Consider the following 20,822-nt stretch of genomic DNA (forward strand, 5'->3'; position numbering starts at 1 on the left):
AAGTAACCAGATACTGAGCTAATTCAGTATCTTAGTTGCTAAAAGTAGTTTTACAACAATATGTAAAAGCTAATATGCTGGCGTAGCTCAGTTGGTAGAGCAACTGACTTGTAATCAGTAGGTCCCGGGTTCGATTCCTGGTGCCAGCACCATCTAAGTAGAAGTGGTCGTTAACAAAATGTTGACTTTCCTTTGATCTTAAAAGACAATAGCGTTCTTTTTGGAGGGGTTCCCGAGCGGTCAAAGGGATCAGACTGTAAATCTGACGGCTCTGCCTTCGAAGGTTCGAATCCTTCCCCCTCCACCAGTTAAAAGAAAAGATAGAAAGCGGGTGTAGTTCAATGGTAGAACTTCAGCCTTCCAAGCTGATAGCGTGGGTTCGATTCCCATCACCCGCTCCAATAATGTAGTACAAATATTTGCTTGTTCATCGTGTTAGCAAGCTGATATGTTAAGCCCACATAGCTCAGGCGGTAGAGCACTTCCTTGGTAAGGAAGAGGTCGTTGGTTCGAGTCCAGTTGTGGGCACCATGTAAATATCAATTAGCAAACGGGGAGAATTTCCGATGGCGAAGGAAAAGTTTGAACGTAAAAAGCCACACGTTAATGTGGGCACAATTGGTCACGTAGATCATGGTAAAACGACACTAACAGCTGCGATTACAACAATCATGGCGAAGAAGTATGGTGGCACGGCTAAAGCGTATGATCAGATTGACGCTGCACCAGAAGAGCGTGAGCGTGGTATTACTATTTCTACAGCGCACGTTGAATATGAGTCTGCAAACAGACACTACGCGCACGTAGACTGCCCAGGACATGCTGACTATGTTAAGAACATGATCACTGGTGCTGCACAAATGGACGGCGCGATATTAGTAGTATCCGCAGCTGATGGTCCTATGCCACAAACTAGAGAACATATTCTTTTATCACGACAAGTAGGTGTTCCTTATATTGTTGTGTACATGAACAAAGCAGATATGGTTGATGATGCTGAGTTATTAGAATTAGTTGAAATGGAAGTTCGTGACCTGCTAAGCAGTTATGAATTCCCTGGTGATGACATTCCAATTGTTGTTGGTTCTGCTCTGAAAGCGCTGGAAGGCGACACAAGCGAAATCGGTGTTCCATCAATTGAGAAACTGGTTGAGACATTAGACTCTTATATTCCAGAACCAGTACGTAACATTGATAAGTCATTCTTATTACCAATCGAAGACGTATTCTCTATTTCTGGACGTGGAACAGTAGTTACAGGTCGTGTGGAAAGTGGAATCATCAAAGTAGGTGAAGAAGTTGAGATTGTAGGAATACATGACACTCAAAAAACGATTTGCACAGGCGTTGAGATGTTCCGTAAACTGCTTGATGAAGGTCGTGCTGGAGATAACGTTGGTGTGTTATTACGAGGTACTAAACGTGATGAAGTTGAGCGCGGTCAAGTACTTGCTAAGCCAGGCACAATCAAGCCACACACTAAATTTGAAGCAGAAGTGTATGTGTTGTCAAAAGAAGAAGGTGGTCGTCACACTCCATTCTTTAATGGCTATCGTCCACAATTCTACTTCAGAACTACAGACGTAACAGGTACTTGTGACCTACCATCTGGCACAGAAATGGTAATGCCGGGAGATAACGTACAGTTAACTATCAATCTGCATGCACCAATCGCGATGACTGAAGGTTTACGTTTCGCAATTCGGGAAGGTGGCCGTACTGTAGGCGCCGGTGTTGTTGCTAAGATAATCGAGTAAGAGTAAAAGGGTAACTGTGTTGGCATAAAATATAAGTTTTATGCCAATTAATTTAGGCCAGTAGCTCAATTGGCAGAGTGGCGGTCTCCAAAACCGCAGGTTGGGGGTTCGATTCCCTCCTGGCCTGCCAACTACCAAGTAAATATGAATAGTTCAAACGAAAATCAAAGTAAAATAAAAGATATCTTGTCTTGGCTAGCGGTAATATTAATTACTGCAGGGGCCTTTTTTTGTACCTATTATTACACTTTTTCAGGTCCGATTCAGGCTATGATTTGGCTTGGTTGGTTAGTATTAACTTTATTCCTTGGCTACCTAACTACTAAGGGTAAGCAAGTATTTGAATTTGCCCAAGAGGCTAAAGTTGAGTTGTTGAAAGTTGTTTGGCCGACGCGTCAAGAAACGATTCAGACAACAACTATAGTAATGGTAATGGTTACGCTGACTGGATTCATACTCTGGGGAGTTGATTCCATGATGATGTGGGCAATTGCTAAAATAACACATTTAGGGTGAATACGGTGGACGAACTCAAATCTAAACAGTGGTACGTTGTTCATGCCTATTCAGGATATGAGAATTTTGTAATGCGTGAAATAACTTCGCGTGCACTACACCATAATCTACAAGATAAAATTGGTGAAGTAGTCGTACCGTCTGAAGAAGTTGTAGAAATGCGCTCAGGTCAAAAGCGCAAGAGTACTCGAAAGTTTTTCCCAGGTTATGTACTGGTCAATATGGTAATGGATGATCAAACCTGGCATATGGTAAGGGCAATACCCAGAGTGTTAGGCTTTATTGGCGGAACCAGTCAAACGCCTACACCAATTACAGATAAAGAAGCTCGTGCCATTATGCAGCGGGTTGAAGATGGTGTTACCAAACCAAGGCCAAAAGTTCTTTTCGAACCAGGCGAAGTCGTTAGAGTTAAAGAAGGACCATTTGTTGACTTTAATGGCGTGGTTGAAGAAGTTAATTATGAGAAGAATAGATTAAGAGTGGCTGTTCTTATTTTCGGGCGATCAACACCCGTAGAACTTGAATTTAGTCAAGTAGAAAAGACATAGATTAAATTAATCTGTTTGTTGGTCAAAATTACTTGATTAACAATAAAAATAGATAAATAAAGATTTATAAAACCGGGGAGCTAGTACTTTTGATGATGGCTAATCCAGTGTCTCAATAAGCTAGCGCTTGACCCATAAGGAGTAAACATGGCAAAAAAAGTAGAAGCATATATTAAGTTACAAATTCCAGCAGGAAAAGCAAATCCAAGTCCACCAGTTGGTCCAGCATTGGGACAACGCGGTGTAAACATTATGGAGTTTTGTAAAGCATTTAACGCAGCAACACAACAAATGGAACAAGGATTACCTACTCCTGTTGTGATAACTGTATATAGTGACCGTAGTTTCACCTTTGTTACCAAAACCCCACCAGCTTCAGTATTACTGAAAAAAGCTGCTGGCATTCAAAGTGGCAGTGGTACACCTAATACGAAGAAAGTAGCTAAGCTGAACGTCAAACAACTCGAAGAGATTGCAAAGATTAAGGAACCAGACTTAACTGCAGCAGATCTCGCGGCGGCTGTTAGAAGTATTGCAGGTACGGCGCGCAGCATGGGTATTGAAGTTGAAGGTTTAGAATAAGGGGTTACCATGGCAAAGTTAACTAAAAAGCAAAAAAAGATTGTAGAAGCGATTAAAGCAAATCATTTATATAACGTTCACGATGCAGTTGCACTGTTAAAACAATTTGCGTCAACTAAGTTTCGTGAGAGTTTGGATATTAGTGTGAACCTTGGTGTCGATCCACGCAAATCAGACCAAGTAGTGCGCTCTTCAACTAATCTACCTAAAGGTACTGGTAAAGTAGTTCGTGTAGCTGTTTTTGCGCAAGGCGACAATGCGACTAAAGCAAAGAATGCTGGTGCTGATATAGTAGGATTTGAAGATTTAGCCGAGCAAATTAAAAGTGGCTCTATGGATTTCGATGTTGTTATAGCCACTCCTGATGCAATGCGTATTGTGGGTCAGTTGGGTCAAATTTTAGGACCAAGAGGTTTGATGCCTAATCCTAAAGTCGGTACTGTAACTACTAACGTTGAAGCTGCAGTTAATGATGCTAAATCAGGACAGGTTCGATATAGAACAGATAAAAACGGTATTATTCATTGCTCAGTTGGTAAAGCTGATTTCTCGGCCGAAGACGTACTGGAAAACATAACAGCCTTAATCGTTGACCTGAAAAAAGCGAAGCCTGCTTCATCTAAAGGTCAGTATTTGAAGAAAATATCATTATCAACAACTATGGGACCTGGTCTACCTATTGATATTTCATCAATACCTGTGTAAGATACCAACCCATTTCAAGAATTCACGGCATAGATTTGGTTCCATGCCGTCGAAGACCGCAGGTGCTAACGCTTAATTTCCTGCGCAGACGGTGAACCGGCTCCGAACATAATCAGAGGCGGCCACCATAACTGTCAAGTCCTTGTGATTTGTACAAATTAGGAGGTCAGTAACGTGACATTAAATTTAGCTGCAAAAAAAGCCGTTGTTGAAGAAGTGACTGCAGTCGCGTCTAAGGCTATTTCAGCAGTGGTTGCTGATTATCGCGGTTTAACTGTTAATCAAATGACGCAGTTACGTAGTCAAGCAAGAAAATCTGGTGTTTATCTTCGCGTTGTAAGAAATACTTTAACAAGAAGGGCTTTTAAAAATACTGAATTTGAATGCTTAAGTGACTTACTAGTAGGTCCACTATTTATTGCTTTATCACTAGAGGCACCAAGTGATGCGGCAAGACTACTTAAAGAATTCACCAAAACATTTGATAAACTTGAGATTAAAGCCTTATCAGTAGGTGGTAAAGTTTACAGCGCTAATCAAATTGATGCTGTTGCAAGCTTACCAACACGTGATGAAGCAATTGCCAAGTTAATGTATGTGATGAAAGCGCCAGTTGAGAAATTTGTCCGTACTCTTGCAGAGCCACACGCTAAACTAGTGAGAACTCTGGCAGCAGTAAAAGATAAGAAAGCAGGATAATCCGCTTAATCATTAATTTATTTTATAATTAGGAGCTAGTAATGGCTGTGTCAAAAAATGATATTTTAGAAACAATCTCCAATATGTCTGTTATGGAAGTTGTTGAATTAATCGAAGCAATGGAAGAAAAATTTAACGTATCTGCTGCCGCTGCTGCTGTAGCTGTTGCTGCACCAAGTGCTGCTGCTGCCGCTGCTGAAGAGCAAACAGAATTCAACGTTATAATGACAAGCTTCGGCGCTAACAAAGTTGGCGTTATTAAAGTAATTCGTGGCATAACTGGTCTTGGCTTAAAAGAAGCTAAAGACTTAGTAGAAGGTGCTCCTTCAACTGTTAAAGAAGGTGTATCTAAAGACGAAGCTGCTAGCATCAAGAAAGAGCTTGAAGAAGCTGGTGCTACAGTAGAAGTTAAATAATTAAGATATAAAAGTCTATTTGACCCAGTCATGTTTACATGGCTGGGTTTACGTGTTTGAAGTCATCAATAATTTACAGAGGAAACACCATGGCCGTTGCAGAAGCTAAACCTCAATATTCACATGCTGAGAAAAAACGATTTCGCAAAAGCTTTGGTAAGCAGACCGATAAAATGGCAATACCAAATCTGCTTGAAATCCAACTTAAATCCTATAGGGATTTTCTCCAGGCTGATAGTAAGTTAAGTGAACATCTTAACACCGGATTACATGCAGCATTCTCATCTGTGTTTCCAATTGAAAGTTTTTCTGGCAATGCAAGGCTCGAATATGTTGGTTATAAATTAGGTGAACCAGCATTTGATGTACGTGAGTGCAAACTGCGTGGTTTAACTTATTCGGCGCCATTACGGGTTAAAATAAGACTTGTTGTTCTTGATAAGGACGCGAGCGATGAACCCAAGCCAGTTAAAGATATTAGAGAACAAGATGTATTCATGGGTGAAATACCCTTAATGACCGATGTTGGTACATTTGTTGTAAATGGCACTGAGAGAGTAGTTGTGTCACAGCTACACCGTTCTCCAGGCGTTATATTTGAGCACGATAAAGGTAAAACTCACTCATCAGGAAAGCTGCTCTATTCTGCTCGTATTATCCCTTACCGTGGTTCATGGTTAGACTTCGAATTTGATCCTAAAGATTGCGTCTATGTTCGTATTGATAGAAGACGTAAATTACCAGTAAGTATCTTACTAAGAGCTTTAGGTTATGAAGCCGAAGATATTCTGAGTGAATTTTTCGAAACAACCAGTTGCCATCTTAAAAATGGTGAATATCATATTGATTTAATCCCACAAAGATTACGTGGTGAAATTGCCTCTTTTGATATTCTTGTTCCCGAAACAGGCGAACTAATAGTTGAACAAGGTCGAAGAATAACTGCCAGACATATTAAGCAAATGGAAAAATGCCAAATGCAAGATCTGGTTGTGCCACGAGACTATTTAATTGGCAAAACATTAGCTAAAAACGTCATCGATACTTTAACCGGTGAGTTTGTTGCTAAAGCTAACGACGAGATTACTGAAGAGCTATTAGATGTAATGGCTAGTAACGGAATTCTTCAAATAGATATGATCTACACAAACGATTTAGATCATGGTTCGTACATCTCTGATACATTGAAAATAGATCCTACTTCAAGCCAATTAGAGGCATTGGTCGAAATTTATCGAATGATGCGTCCAGGAGAGCCACCAACTAAAGAAGCAGCTGAAGCATTATTCAAAAATCTATTTTTTGTTGATGACCGATATGATTTATCTGCTGTTGGTCGGATGAAATTCAACCGCCGTGTGGGTAGAAAAAATGATGATGGTCCAGGTACTTTAACTAAAGAAGATATCATGGCTGTTATTAAGACTTTAATTGATATCAGAAACGGTATCGGTATGGTTGATGACATTGACCATTTAGGTAACCGTAGAGTTCGAAGCGTCGGCGAGATGGCCGAAAACCAATTTAGAGTTGGTTTAGTCCGTGTAGAGCGTGCTGTTAAAGAGCGACTCAGCCTTGTTGAATCAGAAAACCTGATGCCTCAGGATTTAATCAATGCTAAGCCTGTATCCGCAGCTGTTAAAGAGTTCTTTGGTTCCAGCCAGCTGTCTCAATTTATGGATCAAGTTAACCCATTATCAGGGGTAACCCATAAACGCAGAGTTTCAGCTTTAGGCCCAGGTGGTTTAACTCGTGAACGAGCAGGGTTTGAAGTCCGTGACGTTCATACAACTCACTACGGTCGAGTTTGTCCTATTGAAACTCCTGAAGGTCCAAACATTGGATTAATTAATTCTCTCTCTGTTTATGCCAGAACAAACGACTATGGATTTATTGAAACACCATGTCGGAAGGTTATTGATGGGCGTGTTACTGATGAAATTGAATATTTATCTGCTATTGAAGAAGTAGATCAATATATCGCTCAATCAAGCGTTGCGCTTGATGAACAAGGCAATATTTTGGCTGATCTGGTTCCCTGCAGACATCAAAATGAATTTTCATTAACAACACCAGATAAAATAAATTATATGGACGTGTCACCCAAGCAGATCGTCTCTGTTGCTGCTTCATTAATTCCTTTCCTTGAGCATGATGATGCGAACAGAGCTTTGATGGGATCCAACATGCAGCGTCAGGCCGTTCCTACTTTACGTTCAGAGAAGCCATTAGTTGGTACAGGAATGGAGCGAATTGTTGCTTCGGATTCAGGTGTTTCTGTTGTAGCAAAACGTGGTGGAATAATTGATTTGGTTGATGCTTCGCGTATTGTTGTTCGAGTGAATGATGACGAAACAACAGCAGGTGAAACAGGGGTAGATATTTATAACCTGACAAAATATTTCCGCTCAAATCAGGATACTTGTATTAACCAACGTCCGATTGTTTCTACTGGTGATTACATACAAAGAGGCGATGTGCTCGCCGATGGTCCTTGTACAGATATGGGCGAGTTAGCGTTAGGACAAAATTTACTAGTCGCATTTATGCCTTGGAATGGTTATAACTTCGAGGACTCGATTCTTATATCAGAACGAATAGTTCAAGAGGACCGATTTACTACCATTCATATCGAAGAATTAACCTGTATCGCACGTGATACCAAACTAGGGACTGAAGAAATTACTGCAGATATTCCTAATGTTGGTGAGTCTGCATTATCTAATCTGGATGAGTCAGGTGTGGTGTATATTGGTGCAGAAGTTAATACTGGCGATATATTAGTTGGTAAAGTAACACCTAAGGGCGAAACACAACTGACACCAGAAGAAAAGTTGTTAAGAGCAATATTTGGTGAAAAAGCCTCCGATGTTAAAGACTCTTCGCTGCGTGTTCCATCAGGTATGAACGGCACAGTTATTGATGTACAGGTATTTACACGAGATGGTCTTGATAAAGATGCTCGTGCGAAAAGTATCGAAGAAGAACATTTAACTCGAGTACGTAAAGACTTAATCGATGAGCGACGTATCCGCGAAGAAGATATCTATCATCGTGTATCTAATTTACTTTTAGATAAAGTAGCTAACGGCGGACCTAATAGCCTAAAACCAGGCTCCAAAATCACCGAAGAGTACTTACAAAAAGTTAATAGAGAAAAATGGTTTGATATTCGATTGGATAATGATGAGATTAGCCAACAGCTAGAACAATTATCAAAACAGCTGGAACTTCTATCAAAAGAAATGGAAAAACGTTTTAATGATAGCCGTAAGAAGATTATTCAAGGTGATGATCTTGCTCCTGGCGTGTTAAAAATTGTTAAAGTGTACTTGGCGGTTAAACGACGAATTCAGCCTGGTGATAAAATGGCTGGTCGGCACGGTAACAAAGGGGTTATTTCAATTGTTGTTCCCATTGAAGATATGCCCCATATGGAAGATGGAACTGCAGTTGACATAGTTCTTAACCCACTAGGCGTACCATCACGTATGAATATTGGACAGGTTTTGGAGACTCACCTGGGCTTAGCTGCGAAAGGATTGGGAATTAAACTCTCCCAAATGCTGGATAGTAAAAAATCAGCAGAAGATATTAAGTCATTCCTGCATAAAATTTATAACCATGATGACGTTCAACGAGTTAATCTTGATTGTCTGAATGAAGCAGAGTTGTTCCGATTAGCGGATAATCTGCGTGCGGGAGTTCCAATGGCCACACCAGTATTTGACGGTGCATCCGAGGCTGAGATTAAAAGGATGTTGCAATTGGCAGATTTACCTGCTGATGGAAAAACAACTTTGATCGATGGAAGAACTGGTAACAAATTTGATAATCCAGTAACTGTAGGTTATATGTACATGCTGAAACTGAATCACTTGGTTGATGATAAGATGCATGCTCGTTCAACCGGTTCATATAGTTTGGTAACCCAACAACCACTTGGCGGTAAAGCCCAGTTTGGTGGACAGCGATTCGGGGAAATGGAGGTTTGGGCATTAGAAGCTTATGGTGCAGCATATACCTTACAGGAAATGTTGACTGTGAAATCAGATGACGTTGGAGGTAGGACAAAGATCTACAAAAATATAGTCGATGGAGACCATCGTATGGACCCAGGCATGCCTGAATCTTTCAATGTGTTATTGAAAGAAATTCGAGCACTGGGAATTGATATCGAATTAGATCACGATTAACTGTTCAGCGATACATACTGACTAACCATTTTTTGGAGGCATAGACTTTGGCTAATCTAAGCAACGACCCAATGAGAAAGGCACCTGTAATGAGTGATCTATTGGGCATCCTCAAACAACAAGGGCAAAGTGAAGAGTTTGATGCAATAAAGATCGCATTAGCTTCTCCTGAGTTAATCCGTTCTTGGTCTTATGGTGAAGTAAAGAAACCAGAGACCATTAATTACCGTACTTTTAAACCCGAGCGAGATGGTTTATTTTGCGCCAAAACATTCGGACCAGTTAAAGACTATGAATGTCTATGTGGGAAATACAAGCGACTAAAACACCGCGGTGTTATTTGCGAAAAATGTGGTGTTGAGCTTGCGCTAGCAAAAGTCAGACGTGAGCGTATGGGACATATTGAGCTTGCTAGCCCAGTAGCTCATATATGGTTCCTGAAGTCTCTTCCATCCAGGATAGGCTTGCTTCTCGATATGACTTTAAGGGATATAGAACGAGTTCTTTATTTTGAAGCATTTGTTGTTGTTGATCCTGGAATGACTGAATTAGAGCGCGGTCAATTGCTAAATGATGAAGTTTATCTTGATGCGATGGAACAATACGGTGATGAGTTCGATGCACGTATGGGCGCTGAGGCAATCCGCGATTTACTACGTCAAATTGATTTAGAAGATGAGATTAAAAATTTACGTGAAGAATTACCTACAACTAATTCTGAAACAAAAATTAAGAAAATTACCAAAAGATTAAAACTGCTTGAGGCATTCTACGAGTCAGGAAACAAACCTGAATGGATGATTATGGATGTCTTGCCTGTTCTTCCACCTGATTTAAGACCGTTAGTGCCATTAGACGGTGGACGATTTGCAACTTCAGATCTTAACGATCTGTATCGACGGGTTATTAATCGAAATAATCGCTTAAAACGCCTGCTTGATTTAAATGCTCCAGATATTATTGTGCGTAATGAAAAAAGAATGTTACAAGAGTCTGTTGATGCGTTGCTTGATAATGGAAGACGTGGTCGTGCAATAACCGGAACGAACAAGCGTCCGCTTAAGTCTTTAGCTGACATGATTAAGGGTAAGCAAGGTCGTTTTCGTCAAAACCTGTTGGGTAAACGGGTGGATTATTCTGGGCGTTCGGTGATCGTGGTAGGTCCGACCTTAAGATTACACCAATGTGGTTTACCAAAGAAAATGGCGCTTGAATTATTTAAGCCCTTTATATTTTCTAAATTAGAATTTAGAGGTTTGGCAACTACTATTAAAGCCGCTAAGAAAATGGTAGAACGAGAAGAGTCAGTGGTATGGGATATATTAGATGATGTTATTCGTGAACATCCAATCCTGTTAAACCGCGCACCTACTCTGCACCGTTTAGGTATTCAGGCATTTGAACCGGTTCTGATCGAAGGAAAAGCGATTCAGTTACACCCATTAGTCTGTACTGCTTATAATGCGGACTTCGACGGCGACCAAATGGCTGTTCACGTGCCATTAACTTTAGAAGCACAACTTGAAGCTCGTTCATTAATGATGTCGACAAATAATATTTTGTCTCCAGCTAGTGGTGAACCGATTATTGTTCCTAGCCAGGACGTGGTACTGGGCCTCTATTACCTAACCCGAGAAAAAGTAAATGCTCAGGGTGAAGGTAAAATATATGTTAGTGCTCAGGAAGCGCAGAATTTTTATGAGTCAGGACATCTTGATATTCATGCAAAAATTAAAATTCGTATGCTTAAGGAAGAGGAAGGTTCAACGGAATATCATTTAGTGGAAACCACCGTTGGCCGTGCGATTCTTGCAGAGATATTACCTAAGGGAATGTCATTTGCGCACATTAACCGCACCATGACTAAAAAGGTCATAACCAAGGTTATTGACAGCTGCTACAGAAACTTCGGTTTAAAAGAAACCGTAATTTTCGCTGACCAGCTTATGTATACCGGTTTTAAGTATGCGACGCGCTCAGGTATATCCATCGGTATTGAAGATATGGAAATACCCGAAGATAAAGCGAGTATTATTGAACACGCAGATAATGAAGTTAGAGAAATTGAGTCTCAATTCCGTTCAGGTTTAGTAACCAATGGTGAGCGATATAATAAAGTAATCGATATTTGGTCACGTACTAATGAGTTGGTAGCTAAATCGATGATGACCAAAATTGCTACTGAAGAGGTCGTTAACGCTAAAGGTGACAACGTCAGACAGGAATCATTTAACCCGATTTTCATGATGGCTGATTCCGGTGCGAGGGGTTCTGCCGCGCAGATAAGACAGCTAGCGGGTATGCGGGGTTTGATGGCCGCACCTGACGGCTCGATTATTGAAACACCTATTACCGCTAATTTCCGGGAAGGATTGAACGTATTCCAATACTTTATTTCGACTCACGGAGCGCGTAAAGGTCTAGCCGATACCGCGTTAAAAACAGCGAACTCAGGATATCTGACACGACGTTTGGTTGACGTGGCTCAAGACGTTGTAATTACAGAAGATGATTGTGGCGTAGATACTGGTATATTAATGCAACCTCTGATTGAGGGTGGGGATATTGTTGAACCATTACACGAGCGAGTTTTAGGTCGAGTAGTAGCTGCTGATGTCTATATTCCAAATCAAAGTGAGCCTGTTGTAAAAGCGGGTACTCTATTAGATGAAGAATGGGTTGAGCGATTAGAGAAACAAGGTGTTGACCAGATTATGGTTCGTTCGCCGATTACTTGCCAAACTCGTTTTGGTCTATGCGCAGCCTGTTATGGCCGCGATTTAGCCCGAGGTCATAGGGTTAATACCGGGGAAGCAGTAGGTATTATAGCCGCCCAATCAATCGGTGAGCCAGGAACACAGTTAACGATGCGTACCTTCCATATCGGAGGAGCTGCATCCAGAGCGACAGCTGCTAACAATATTCAAATTAAAACAAAAGGGGTTATTCGTTTACATAACATTAAAACGGTAACTCATGAGAATAAAAATCTGGTAGCCGTATCACGTTCAGGAGAAGTGACTATCGTTGATGAGTTCGGTCGTGAGCGCGAACGGTATAAGTTGCCATACGGTGCGGTAATATCGGTACAGGATAATTCGGCTGTTGAAGCAGGGCAAGTAATTGCTACCTGGGATCCTCATACTCACCCAGTCATTTCAGAAGTGGCCGGTAATCTGAAGTTTGTCGACTTAATTGATGGTATGACCATGAATAGACAAACAGATGAGTTAACTGGATTAAGTAATATTGTAATTATTGATGCTAAGCAACGTGGTACCGCAGGGCGCGATTTAAGACCGATGGTGAAGTTGGTAACTGATGACGGTGAAGATATCTTCCTGGCTGGTACTAATGTCCCTGCACAGTATTATTTGCCCGTTGACGCTATTGTTAATTTTGAAGATGGCGGCTTAGTAGGTATTGGGGACGTTATTGCGCGTATCCCGCAAGAAAGATCCAAGACACGCGATATCACCGGGGGGCTGCCAAGAGTGGCGGATCTGTTTGAAGCGCGTAAACCTAAAGATTCAGCGGTTATGGCTGAAGTTTCAGGATTAGTAAACTTTGGTAAGGAAACTAAAGGTAAGAGAAGATTGATTATTAACGTTTCTGAAGATCAATGTCATGAAGAATTGATTCCAAAATGGCGTCATATATCAGTTTTCGAAGGCGAGCATGTTGAGCGCGGAGAGTTAATTGCTGAAGGTGCACTTAATCCTCATGATATTTTGCGTTTGCTCGGTGTGGGTGCATTAGCCAATTACATTGTAAACGAAGTACAAGACGTATATCGCTTACAAGGTGTAAAAATTAATGACAAGCACATTGAAACAATTGTCAGACAAATGTTACGTAAACGTGTTATTACATTTGCTGGCGATTCAAAGTTCTTGGTTGGAGAGCAAATAGAAGAAAGTGTCATGCTCGAAGAAAATGACAAACTTATTGCTGAAGGAAAACAAGTTGCTAGAGGAACGCCAATTTTATTAGGTATTACCAAAGCATCTTTGGCTACAGAATCATTTATTTCTGCAGCATCTTTCCAAGAAACAACAAGAGTTCTGACTGAAGCTGCCGTAAGTGGTAAAATAGACGATTTACGTGGTTTAAAAGAAAATGTGATGGTTGGACGCTTGATTCCAGCAGGAACAGGTTATACCTATCATCAGAGCCGCAAGGCAAAAAGAGCAAGGGCTGCAGCAGGTGGTGACCATGCAACGCATACAGTTACTGCAAGTGATGTTGAGCACGCGTTAAGTGAAGCATTAAACGCGGATAATCATGATCATTAATCTGGATTCAAATTCGGCAGGTTTAAACTTGACAAATCTGCCGTACCTATATAGAATCCGGCCTCCTTATGCATTCGAAATATTCACAAGAGACAGATCGGAGTTAAGTACAAATGGCTACTATTAATCAGTTAGTAAGAAAGCCTCGTGTGGACGTAAAGAAGAAAAGTAACGTACCAGCACTAGAGTCATGTCCACAAAGACGCGGAGTCTGTACTCGCGTTTATACTACTACACCTAAAAAACCTAACTCAGCTATGCGTAAGGTTGCTCGTGTACGGTTAACTAATGGATTTGAAGTTTCATCATATATTGGTGGCGAAGGCCATAACCTACAGGAGCACTCTGTTGTTCTAATTAGGGGCGGTCGTGTTAAAGACTTACCTGGTGTGCGTTATCACACAGTTAGGGGTAGTTTAGATACATCAGGAGTTAACGATCGAAAACAAGGTCGTTCTAAGTATGGTACAAAAAAACCTAAAGATAAAAAATAACTGATTGTAGGAAATTGAGATGCCAAGAAGAAGAGAAGTTCCCAAACGTGAAATTTTGCCAGATCCTAAGCATCATAGTGAATTGTTAGCAAAATTTATTAACGTATTAATGGTCAGCGGTAAAAAATCAACTGCTGAGAAGATTATTTATGGTGCTTTATCCGTAATGGAAGAGCGCGTAAAGAAAACTAAAAAGTCTGATGAAGAAGGTGAGTCAGGTACTGGAAGTAATTCAGGTTCTGTTCTTCGCTATTTTGAAGATGCCCTAGATAACGTTCGACCCAGTGTAGAAGTACGTTCACGCCGAGTTGGCGGTGCAACATACCAAGTTCCTGTTGAAGTTAGAACTGATCGCAGTATTGCATTAGGCATGCGATGGATTGTTCAAGCAGCGCGTGGTCGCGGTGAGAAAGGTATGATGCTACGTTTGGCAGGAGAACTGATGGACGCATACGAAAGTAAAGGCTCCGCAGTTAAAAAACGGGAAGACACTCATAAAATGGCAAAAGCTAACCAGGCCTTTGCGCACTTTAGATGGAATTAAGAGAGAGCAGCCGTGTCAACTCCATTAAAACTATATAGAAACATAGGCATTGCGGCGCACGTCGATGCTGGAAAAACTACAACAACTGAGCGTGTACTGTATTACACAGGCATGTCTCATAAGATTGGTGAAGTTCATGACGGTGCTGCAACTATGGACTGGATGGTTCAGGAGCAGGAACGCGGTATTACTATTACTTCAGCAGCAACTACTTGCTACTGGTCAGGTATGGACAAACAGTTCGAGTCTCATCGAATTAACATTATCGATACCCCGGGACACGTGGACTTTATGATTGAAGTTGAGCGGTCACTGCGTGTTCTTGATGGTGCCGTTGTTGTATTTGACTCAGTATCAGGAGTGGAGCCACAATCTGAAACAGTATGGCGCCAAGCAAACAAGTATGGCGTGCCACGGATTGTATTTGTTAATAAAATGGATCGCATGGGAGCTAATTTCCACCGTGTTGTGACACAAATTAAGCAACGCTTGGGTTCTAATCCAGTAGTCGTTCAACTGCCTATTGGAGCTGAAGAAGAGTTTAAAGGGGTTATTGATATCATCAAAATGAAAGCGATTCATTGGGATGAAGACAACAAAGGAATGACGTTCAAGTATCTTGAAATTCCGGCGGATTTAAAAGCAGGGTGTGAAGAATATCGCGCTCTAATTATTGAAGCAGCTGCAGAAGCATCAGAAGAGCTGATGGAAAAGTATCTTGAGGGCGAAGAGTTCTCTGAAGAGGAAATCAAGAAAGCTTTACGTCACTTAACTGTAACCAATAAAATTGTTCCAGTATTTTGCGGTTCTGCCTTTAAGAATAAGGGAGTTCAGGCAGTGCTAGATGGTGTTATTGAGTATTTGCCTTCTCCAATAGATATCCCTGATGTCCAAGGAGTTGATGAAGATGGTGAAGAAACGCATCGTGCAACAAGCTATGATGCCCCATTCTCTGCGCTGGCGTTTAAAATTGCTACAGACCCCTTTGTAGGCACCTTAACCTATTTCAGAGCTTACTCTGGTGTCCTAAAATGTGGTGATACCATTTTAAACTCTGTTAAAGGCAAAAAAGAGCGTATTGGCCGTCTGCTTCAAATGCATGCAAATTCGCGTGAAGAAATAAAAGAAGTTAGAGCTGGAGATATCGCTGCAGCAGTAGGTTTGAAAACAGTAATGACAGGAGATACGCTTTCTGATGTAAACAATCCAGTTATATTAGAAAGAATGGATTTCCCTGATCCTGTGATCGCAGTAGCTGTTGAGCCTAGAACCAAAGCAGACCAGGAAAAAATGGGTATTGCTTTAGGAAAATTAGCTCAGGAAGACCCTTCTTTTAGAGTCCATACTGATGAAGAAACGGGTCAAACAATTATTGAAGGGATGGGGGAACTTCATCTTGAGATTATTGTTGACCGTATGAGAAGAGAGTTCAATGTAGAAGCTAACGTAGGTAAACCTCAAGTTGCTTATCGTGAAACATTGAAGCAAGCAGTAGAGCAAGAAGGTAAGTTTGTAAGGCAATCAGGTGGTCGTGGACAATACGGTCACGTATGGTTGAAAATTGAACCGCAAGAACCAGGTCAAGGCTACGAATTTATCAATGCGATTGTTGGTGGCGTGATTCCAAAAGAATACATCCCTGCAGTTGATAAAGGGGTGCAAGAGCAAATGCAAAATGGTGTTATTGCTGGTTACCCGGTGGTTGATGTTAAAGTCACTCTATTTGATGGTTCATTCCATGAGGTGGATTCTAGTGAAATGGCATTCAAAATTGCTGGTTCTCAGTGCTTCAGGCAAGGTGCATTAAAAGCTAAACCCGTCCTGCTTGAGCCTATTATGGCTGTTGAAGTTGTTACTCCCGAAGACTACATGGGGGATGTTATGGGTGACCTTAACAGACGCCGTGGTTTAGTACAGGGTATGGAAGATTCACCAGCTGGAAAAATTGTTAGGGCAGAGGTACCACTTGCAGAGATGTTTGGTTATTCAACCGATTTACGTTCTGCTACTCAAGGAAGAGCTACATATACGATGGAATTTTCTAAGTACGCTGAAGCACCAAACAATATTGCTGAAGCAATTATCAAGAAACAATAAAAGTTAATGAGGTTATTGAAATGGCGAAGGAAAAGTTTGAACGTAAAAAGCCACACGTAAACGTGGGCACTATTGGTCACGTTGACCATGGTAAAACGACACTAACAGCTGCGATTACAACAATCATGGCGAAGAAGTATGGTGGCACGGCTAAAGCGTATGATCAGATTGACGCTGCACCAGAAGAGCGTGAGCGTGGTATTACTATTTCTACAGCGCACGTTGAATATGAGTCTGCAAACAGACACTACGCGCACGTAGACTGCCCAGGACATGCTGACTATGTTAAGAACATGATCACTGGTGCTGCACAAATGGACGGCGCGATATTAGTAGTATCCGCAGCTGATGGTCCTATGCCACAAACTAGAGAACATATTCTTTTATCACGACAAGTAGGTGTTCCTTATATTGTTGTGTACATGAACAAAGCAGATATGGTTGATGATGCTGAGTTATTAGAATTAGTTGAAATGGAAGTTCGTGACCTGCTAAGCAGTTATGAATTCCCTGGTGATGACATTCCAATTGTTGTTGGTTCTGCTCTGAAAGCGCTGGAAGGCGACACAAGCGAAATCGGTGTTCCATCAATTGAGAAACTGGTTGAGACATTAGACTCTTATATTCCAGAACCAGTACGTAACATTGATAAGTCATTCTTATTACCAATCGAAGACGTATTCTCTATTTCTGGACGTGGAACAGTAGTTACAGGTCGTGTGGAAAGTGGAATCATCAAAGTAGGTGAAGAAGTTGAGATTGTAGGAATACATGACACTCAAAAAACGATTTGCACAGGCGTTGAGATGTTCCGTAAACTGCTTGATGAAGGTCGTGCTGGAGATAACGTTGGTGTGTTATTACGAGGTACTAAACGTGATGAAGTTGAGCGCGGTCAAGTACTTGCTAAGCCAGGCACAATCAAGCCACACACTAAATTTGAAGCAGAAGTGTATGTGTTGTCAAAAGAAGAAGGTGGTCGTCACACTCCATTCTTTAATGGCTATCGTCCACAATTCTACTTCAGAACTACAGACGTAACAGGTACTTGTGACCTACCATCTGGCACAGAAATGGTAATGCCGGGAGATAACGTACAGTTAACTATCAATCTGCATGCACCAATCGCGATGACTGAAGGTTTACGTTTCGCAATTCGGGAAGGTGGCCGTACTGTAGGCGCCGGTGTTGTTGCTAAAATAATCGAGTAATTATAATGAGTACCAATCAAAACATTAAAATAAGATTAAAATCCTTTGATCATCGGTTGATAGATATATCAACCGCTGAAATTGTTGAGACAGCAAAGCGTACTGGTGCACAAATCCGTGGACCAATACCATTGCCAATCCGCAAGGAAAAATTTACCGTATTAATTTCGCCACACGTAAACAAAGATGCGCGAGATCAATACGAATTACGTACTCATAAACGCCTGATCGTTATTGTTCATCCAACTGAGAAAACAGTAGATGCATTGATGAAATTGGATCTGGCTGCTGGGGTTGATGTTCAGATAAGCCTTGATGACTAAATGTTAGGGTGAAGGATATTAAAGAGGTGCTATAATGATCGGTTTATTAGGCCGTAAAATCGGTATGACACGTGTCTTCACACCAGAGGGAATTTCAGTTCCTGTATCTGTAGTTGAAGTGCATCCCAATCGTGTTTCTCAGGTTAAAACTGCGGAAGTTGATGGTTATTCTGCTGTTCAATTGACTGGCGGGACCAAAAAAGCAAGTAAAGTAAGTAAGCCTATGGCTGGTCACTTTGCTAAAGCTGAAATCGAAGCTGGTGATATGCAAGTTGAGTTTCATATTGATTCTGAAGATGCATATAAATTAGGACAAGTTATTTCTGTTGCTGATATATTCACTGCAGGACAACATGTTGATGTATCTGGACTCAGTAAAGGTAAAGGGTTTGCTGGTACAGTCAAAAGATATAATTTTAGAACACAGGATGCTACTCACGGGAATTCTAGATCTCACCGAGTTCCTGGTTCTATAGGTCAAAACCAGACCCCTGGTCGCGTGTTCAAAGGTAAAAAAATGGCTGGACACATGGGTAATGCTCGTTGTACGGTTCAAAGCCTTGAACTTGTTCGAGTTGATGCTGAAAGGAACTTACTACTTATTAAAGGTGCAATTCCTGGTGCCCCAGGTACTCGAGTAGAAGTTAAGCCTGCAGTAAAAAAGCAAGCAAGAGGTGAGTGATGGAAATTACTACTATAGATACAAAATCACAATTACAACTTAATAAAGATGTATTTGCTTATGCTTACAACGAAGGTTTGGTTCACCAAGCTGTTGTAACTTATATGAATAATGCGCGTAGTGGAAATAGCGCTCAGAAAACTCGCTCAGAAGTAAGAGGCGGCGGCAAAAAACCTTGGAATCAAAAAGGTACTGGTCGTGCAAGAGCAGGTACTATTCGTAGTCCTCTCTGGAGAAGCGGTGGAGTGACGTTTGCATCTAAAAAACGAGATTATTCACAAAAACTTAATAAAAAAATGTACAAACGTGCATTACGTAGTATAATCTCCGAACTTTGTCGTACCGGGAACTTGGTTGTCGTAAGTGATTTTCAATGTGAAAGCCACAAGACAAAAGATTTTATCAACAAAATGAATCAGCTGAGCATTAAAAACGCGCTGATCATTATGAACGAAGTTGGTGAAAGTGAGTACTTAGGTTCAAGAAACTTAATTGACTATGATATCTGTGATGTTACAACTATAGATCCTGTTTCCTTACTCAGATTTGAAAAAGTTGTTGTTACAGAAGCTGCGATTAAAAAAATTGAGGAACAGTTACAATGAACGCTGAGAGATTGATGATGGTTCTGCGTGAACCACATACTTCTGAAAAGGCTACTGTCATGGCCGATAAGTTTAAACAGTTCACTTTCAAAGTACTGAAAAATGCAACTAAAACTGAAATTAAAATGGCTGTAGAGCATATATTTAACGTTAAAGTTAAAAATGTATCTGTAATTAATGTGAAGGGAAAATCAAAACGTTTCAAGCAAACAGCTGGTAAACGAAGTGATTGGAAAAAAGCATTTGTATCTCTTCATGCTGATCAAGATATAGACTTTACAGTTACCGAATAAGGCAGATTAAGATGGCACTATTAAAATCTAAACCGACATCGCCTGGTAAACGTGGCGAGATTCGCGTTGTACATCACCACATCCATAAGGGAAAGCCACATGCTGCGTTAGTTGAAAAACTAAAAAAAACAGGTGGTCGAAATAACCAAGGCCGAATTACCGTTCGGCATATCGGTGGTGGTCAGCGTCAGAAATACAGACTTGTCGATTTCAAACGCGATAAAGATGGTATTGCAGCAAGAGTAGAGCGTATTGAATACGATCCAAACAGAACGGCTCTTATTGCATTACTGGCTTACAAAGACGGTGAAAAAAGATATATAATTGCACCTGCTAACTTAGAGGTAGGAGCAACTGTACTTAGTGGCGCAGATTCACCTATTAGTGTAGGTAATTGTTTGCCATTAAAAAATATCCCAGTGGGAACAACCATTCACTGCGTTGAAATGAAGCCTGGTAAAGGGGCTCAGATGTTGCGAAGCGCTGGATGTAGTGGACAAATTGTTGCAAAAGAAGGTATTTATGCAACATTGAGATTACGCTCAGGTGAAATGCGTAAAATTCATGTATTATGCCGCGCTGTAATTGGTGAAGTAAGTAATAGTGAACATAGTTTGCGTTCATTAGGAAAAGCAGGAGCCAAACGTTGGAGAGGAATTCGTCCAACTGTTCGTGGTGTTGCAATGAACCCAGTTGATCACCCACATGGTGGTGGTGAGGGTCGTACTTCTGGAGGACGTCATCCTGTTTCACCATGGGGATTGCCAACTAAGGGATATAAAACCAGAAGTAATAAGCGTACTGATAGCTTTATTGTCAGACGGCGTAAGAAGAAATAATTATTGAGAGGATATCA

18 protein-coding genes and 5 tRNA genes are annotated in these 20,822 nt (G+C 41.0%); all 23 read left to right on the top strand.

What is annotated here, in order from left to right; genetic code table 11:
• Positions 1–76 precede the first annotated feature (76 nt).
• Positions 77–152 (top strand) — tRNA-Thr (locus LOX96_RS03575).
• A gap of 70 nt (positions 153–222) precedes the next feature.
• Positions 223–307 (top strand) — tRNA-Tyr (locus LOX96_RS03580).
• Positions 308–327: 20 nt separating this feature from the next.
• Positions 328–401 (top strand) — tRNA-Gly (locus LOX96_RS03585).
• 54 nt (positions 402–455) lie between these two features.
• Positions 456–531 (top strand) — tRNA-Thr (locus LOX96_RS03590).
• Between the two features lie 35 nt (positions 532–566).
• Positions 567–1,757, top strand: coding sequence for an elongation factor Tu (tuf, locus tag LOX96_RS03595; RefSeq protein ID WP_250419731.1), 1,191 nt, complete (start codon positions 567–569; stop codon positions 1,755–1,757).
• A 54-nt stretch (positions 1,758–1,811) separates the two neighbouring features.
• A tRNA-Trp gene (locus tag LOX96_RS03600) sits at positions 1,812–1,887 on the top strand.
• Positions 1,888–1,901: 14 nt separating this feature from the next.
• Positions 1,902–2,273, top strand: coding sequence for a preprotein translocase subunit SecE (gene secE, locus LOX96_RS03605; protein ID WP_250419759.1), 372 nt, complete (start codon positions 1,902–1,904; stop codon positions 2,271–2,273).
• 5 nt (positions 2,274–2,278) lie between these two features.
• On the top strand, positions 2,279–2,824 hold the full coding sequence (gene nusG, locus LOX96_RS03610) for a transcription termination/antitermination protein NusG (RefSeq protein ID WP_250419756.1): 546 nt from the start codon (positions 2,279–2,281) through the stop codon (positions 2,822–2,824).
• Positions 2,825–2,971: 147 nt separating this feature from the next.
• Positions 2,972–3,406: a 50S ribosomal protein L11 gene (gene rplK, locus LOX96_RS03615; RefSeq protein ID WP_250419754.1), complete on the top strand. Its 435-nt coding sequence runs from the start codon at positions 2,972–2,974 to the stop codon at positions 3,404–3,406.
• A 9-nt stretch (positions 3,407–3,415) separates the two neighbouring features.
• Positions 3,416–4,111, top strand: a complete 696-nt coding sequence (rplA, locus tag LOX96_RS03620) for a 50S ribosomal protein L1 (RefSeq protein ID WP_250419751.1) — start codon at positions 3,416–3,418, stop codon at positions 4,109–4,111.
• 174 nt (positions 4,112–4,285) lie between these two features.
• Positions 4,286–4,810, top strand: a complete 525-nt coding sequence (gene rplJ / locus LOX96_RS03625; RefSeq protein ID WP_250419748.1) for a 50S ribosomal protein L10 — start codon at positions 4,286–4,288, stop codon at positions 4,808–4,810.
• Positions 4,811–4,851: 41 nt separating this feature from the next.
• On the top strand, positions 4,852–5,226 hold the full coding sequence (rplL, locus tag LOX96_RS03630; RefSeq protein ID WP_250419745.1) for a 50S ribosomal protein L7/L12: 375 nt from the start codon (positions 4,852–4,854) through the stop codon (positions 5,224–5,226).
• An 89-nt stretch (positions 5,227–5,315) separates the two neighbouring features.
• The gene (gene rpoB, locus LOX96_RS03635) at positions 5,316–9,422 is read left to right on the top strand and encodes a DNA-directed RNA polymerase subunit beta (RefSeq protein WP_250419742.1); all 4,107 of its coding nucleotides are present in this window, start codon (positions 5,316–5,318) and stop codon (positions 9,420–9,422) included.
• Between the two features lie 89 nt (positions 9,423–9,511).
• A complete protein-coding gene (gene rpoC / locus LOX96_RS03640; RefSeq protein WP_250419739.1) occupies positions 9,512–13,717 on the top strand; it encodes a DNA-directed RNA polymerase subunit beta' in 4,206 nt (1,401 codons plus the stop codon).
• A gap of 113 nt (positions 13,718–13,830) precedes the next feature.
• The gene (gene rpsL, locus LOX96_RS03645; RefSeq protein ID WP_010654837.1) at positions 13,831–14,211 is read left to right on the top strand and encodes a 30S ribosomal protein S12; all 381 of its coding nucleotides are present in this window, start codon (positions 13,831–13,833) and stop codon (positions 14,209–14,211) included.
• Positions 14,212–14,230: 19 nt separating this feature from the next.
• Positions 14,231–14,755, top strand: a complete 525-nt coding sequence (rpsG, locus tag LOX96_RS03650; protein WP_250419736.1) for a 30S ribosomal protein S7 — start codon at positions 14,231–14,233, stop codon at positions 14,753–14,755.
• 12 nt (positions 14,756–14,767) lie between these two features.
• Positions 14,768–16,852, top strand: coding sequence for an elongation factor G (fusA, locus tag LOX96_RS03655; RefSeq protein WP_250419733.1), 2,085 nt, complete (start codon positions 14,768–14,770; stop codon positions 16,850–16,852).
• Positions 16,853–16,872: 20 nt separating this feature from the next.
• Positions 16,873–18,063, top strand: a complete 1,191-nt coding sequence (gene tuf / locus LOX96_RS03660; protein WP_250419731.1) for an elongation factor Tu — start codon at positions 16,873–16,875, stop codon at positions 18,061–18,063.
• A gap of 5 nt (positions 18,064–18,068) precedes the next feature.
• A complete protein-coding gene (gene rpsJ, locus LOX96_RS03665; protein ID WP_250419729.1) occupies positions 18,069–18,386 on the top strand; it encodes a 30S ribosomal protein S10 in 318 nt (105 codons plus the stop codon).
• Positions 18,387–18,417: 31 nt separating this feature from the next.
• On the top strand, positions 18,418–19,068 hold the full coding sequence (rplC, locus tag LOX96_RS03670; protein WP_431606624.1) for a 50S ribosomal protein L3: 651 nt from the start codon (positions 18,418–18,420) through the stop codon (positions 19,066–19,068).
• Complete coding sequence (rplD, locus tag LOX96_RS03675) at positions 19,068–19,673, top strand: 50S ribosomal protein L4 (RefSeq protein WP_250419725.1); 606 nt, start codon at positions 19,068–19,070, stop codon at positions 19,671–19,673. The genes rplC and rplD overlap by 1 nt, the downstream gene beginning before the upstream one ends.
• Entirely contained in the window at positions 19,670–19,966 is a 297-nt protein-coding gene (rplW, locus tag LOX96_RS03680) for a 50S ribosomal protein L23 (protein WP_250419723.1), read from the top strand. Before rplD ends, rplW begins: the two co-directional genes overlap by 4 nt.
• Before the next feature lie 11 nt (positions 19,967–19,977).
• A complete protein-coding gene (gene rplB / locus LOX96_RS03685) occupies positions 19,978–20,805 on the top strand; it encodes a 50S ribosomal protein L2 (RefSeq protein ID WP_250419719.1) in 828 nt (275 codons plus the stop codon).
• The last annotated feature ends 17 nt before the right edge of the window (positions 20,806–20,822 follow it).

This window comes from Legionella maioricensis (genome assembly GCF_023618015.1).
Taxonomy (GTDB): Bacteria; Pseudomonadota; Gammaproteobacteria; order Legionellales; family Legionellaceae; genus Legionella; species Legionella maioricensis.

Excerpts from the sequence above, each read along its gene's own strand:
- tuf (WP_250419731.1), top strand. The coding sequence starts at position 567 with ATGGCGAAGGAAAAGTTTGAACGTAAAAAGCCACACGTTAATGTGGGC.
- secE (WP_250419759.1), top strand. The coding sequence starts at position 1,902 with ATGAATAGTTCAAACGAAAATCAAAGTAAAATAAAAGATATCTTGTCT.
- rplK (WP_250419754.1), top strand. The coding sequence starts at position 2,972 with ATGGCAAAAAAAGTAGAAGCATATATTAAGTTACAAATTCCAGCAGGA.
- rplA (WP_250419751.1), top strand. The coding sequence starts at position 3,416 with ATGGCAAAGTTAACTAAAAAGCAAAAAAAGATTGTAGAAGCGATTAAA.
- rplL (WP_250419745.1), top strand. The coding sequence starts at position 4,852 with ATGGCTGTGTCAAAAAATGATATTTTAGAAACAATCTCCAATATGTCT.
- rpoB (WP_250419742.1), top strand. The coding sequence starts at position 5,316 with ATGGCCGTTGCAGAAGCTAAACCTCAATATTCACATGCTGAGAAAAAA.
- rpoC (WP_250419739.1), top strand. The coding sequence starts at position 9,512 with ATGAGTGATCTATTGGGCATCCTCAAACAACAAGGGCAAAGTGAAGAG.
- rpsL (WP_010654837.1), top strand. The coding sequence starts at position 13,831 with ATGGCTACTATTAATCAGTTAGTAAGAAAGCCTCGTGTGGACGTAAAG.
- rpsG (WP_250419736.1), top strand. The coding sequence starts at position 14,231 with ATGCCAAGAAGAAGAGAAGTTCCCAAACGTGAAATTTTGCCAGATCCT.
- tuf (WP_250419731.1), top strand. The coding sequence starts at position 16,873 with ATGGCGAAGGAAAAGTTTGAACGTAAAAAGCCACACGTAAACGTGGGC.
- rpsJ (WP_250419729.1), top strand. The coding sequence starts at position 18,069 with ATGAGTACCAATCAAAACATTAAAATAAGATTAAAATCCTTTGATCAT.
- rplD (WP_250419725.1), top strand. The coding sequence starts at position 19,068 with ATGGAAATTACTACTATAGATACAAAATCACAATTACAACTTAATAAA.
- rplW (WP_250419723.1), top strand. The coding sequence starts at position 19,670 with ATGAACGCTGAGAGATTGATGATGGTTCTGCGTGAACCACATACTTCT.
- rplB (WP_250419719.1), top strand. The coding sequence starts at position 19,978 with ATGGCACTATTAAAATCTAAACCGACATCGCCTGGTAAACGTGGCGAG.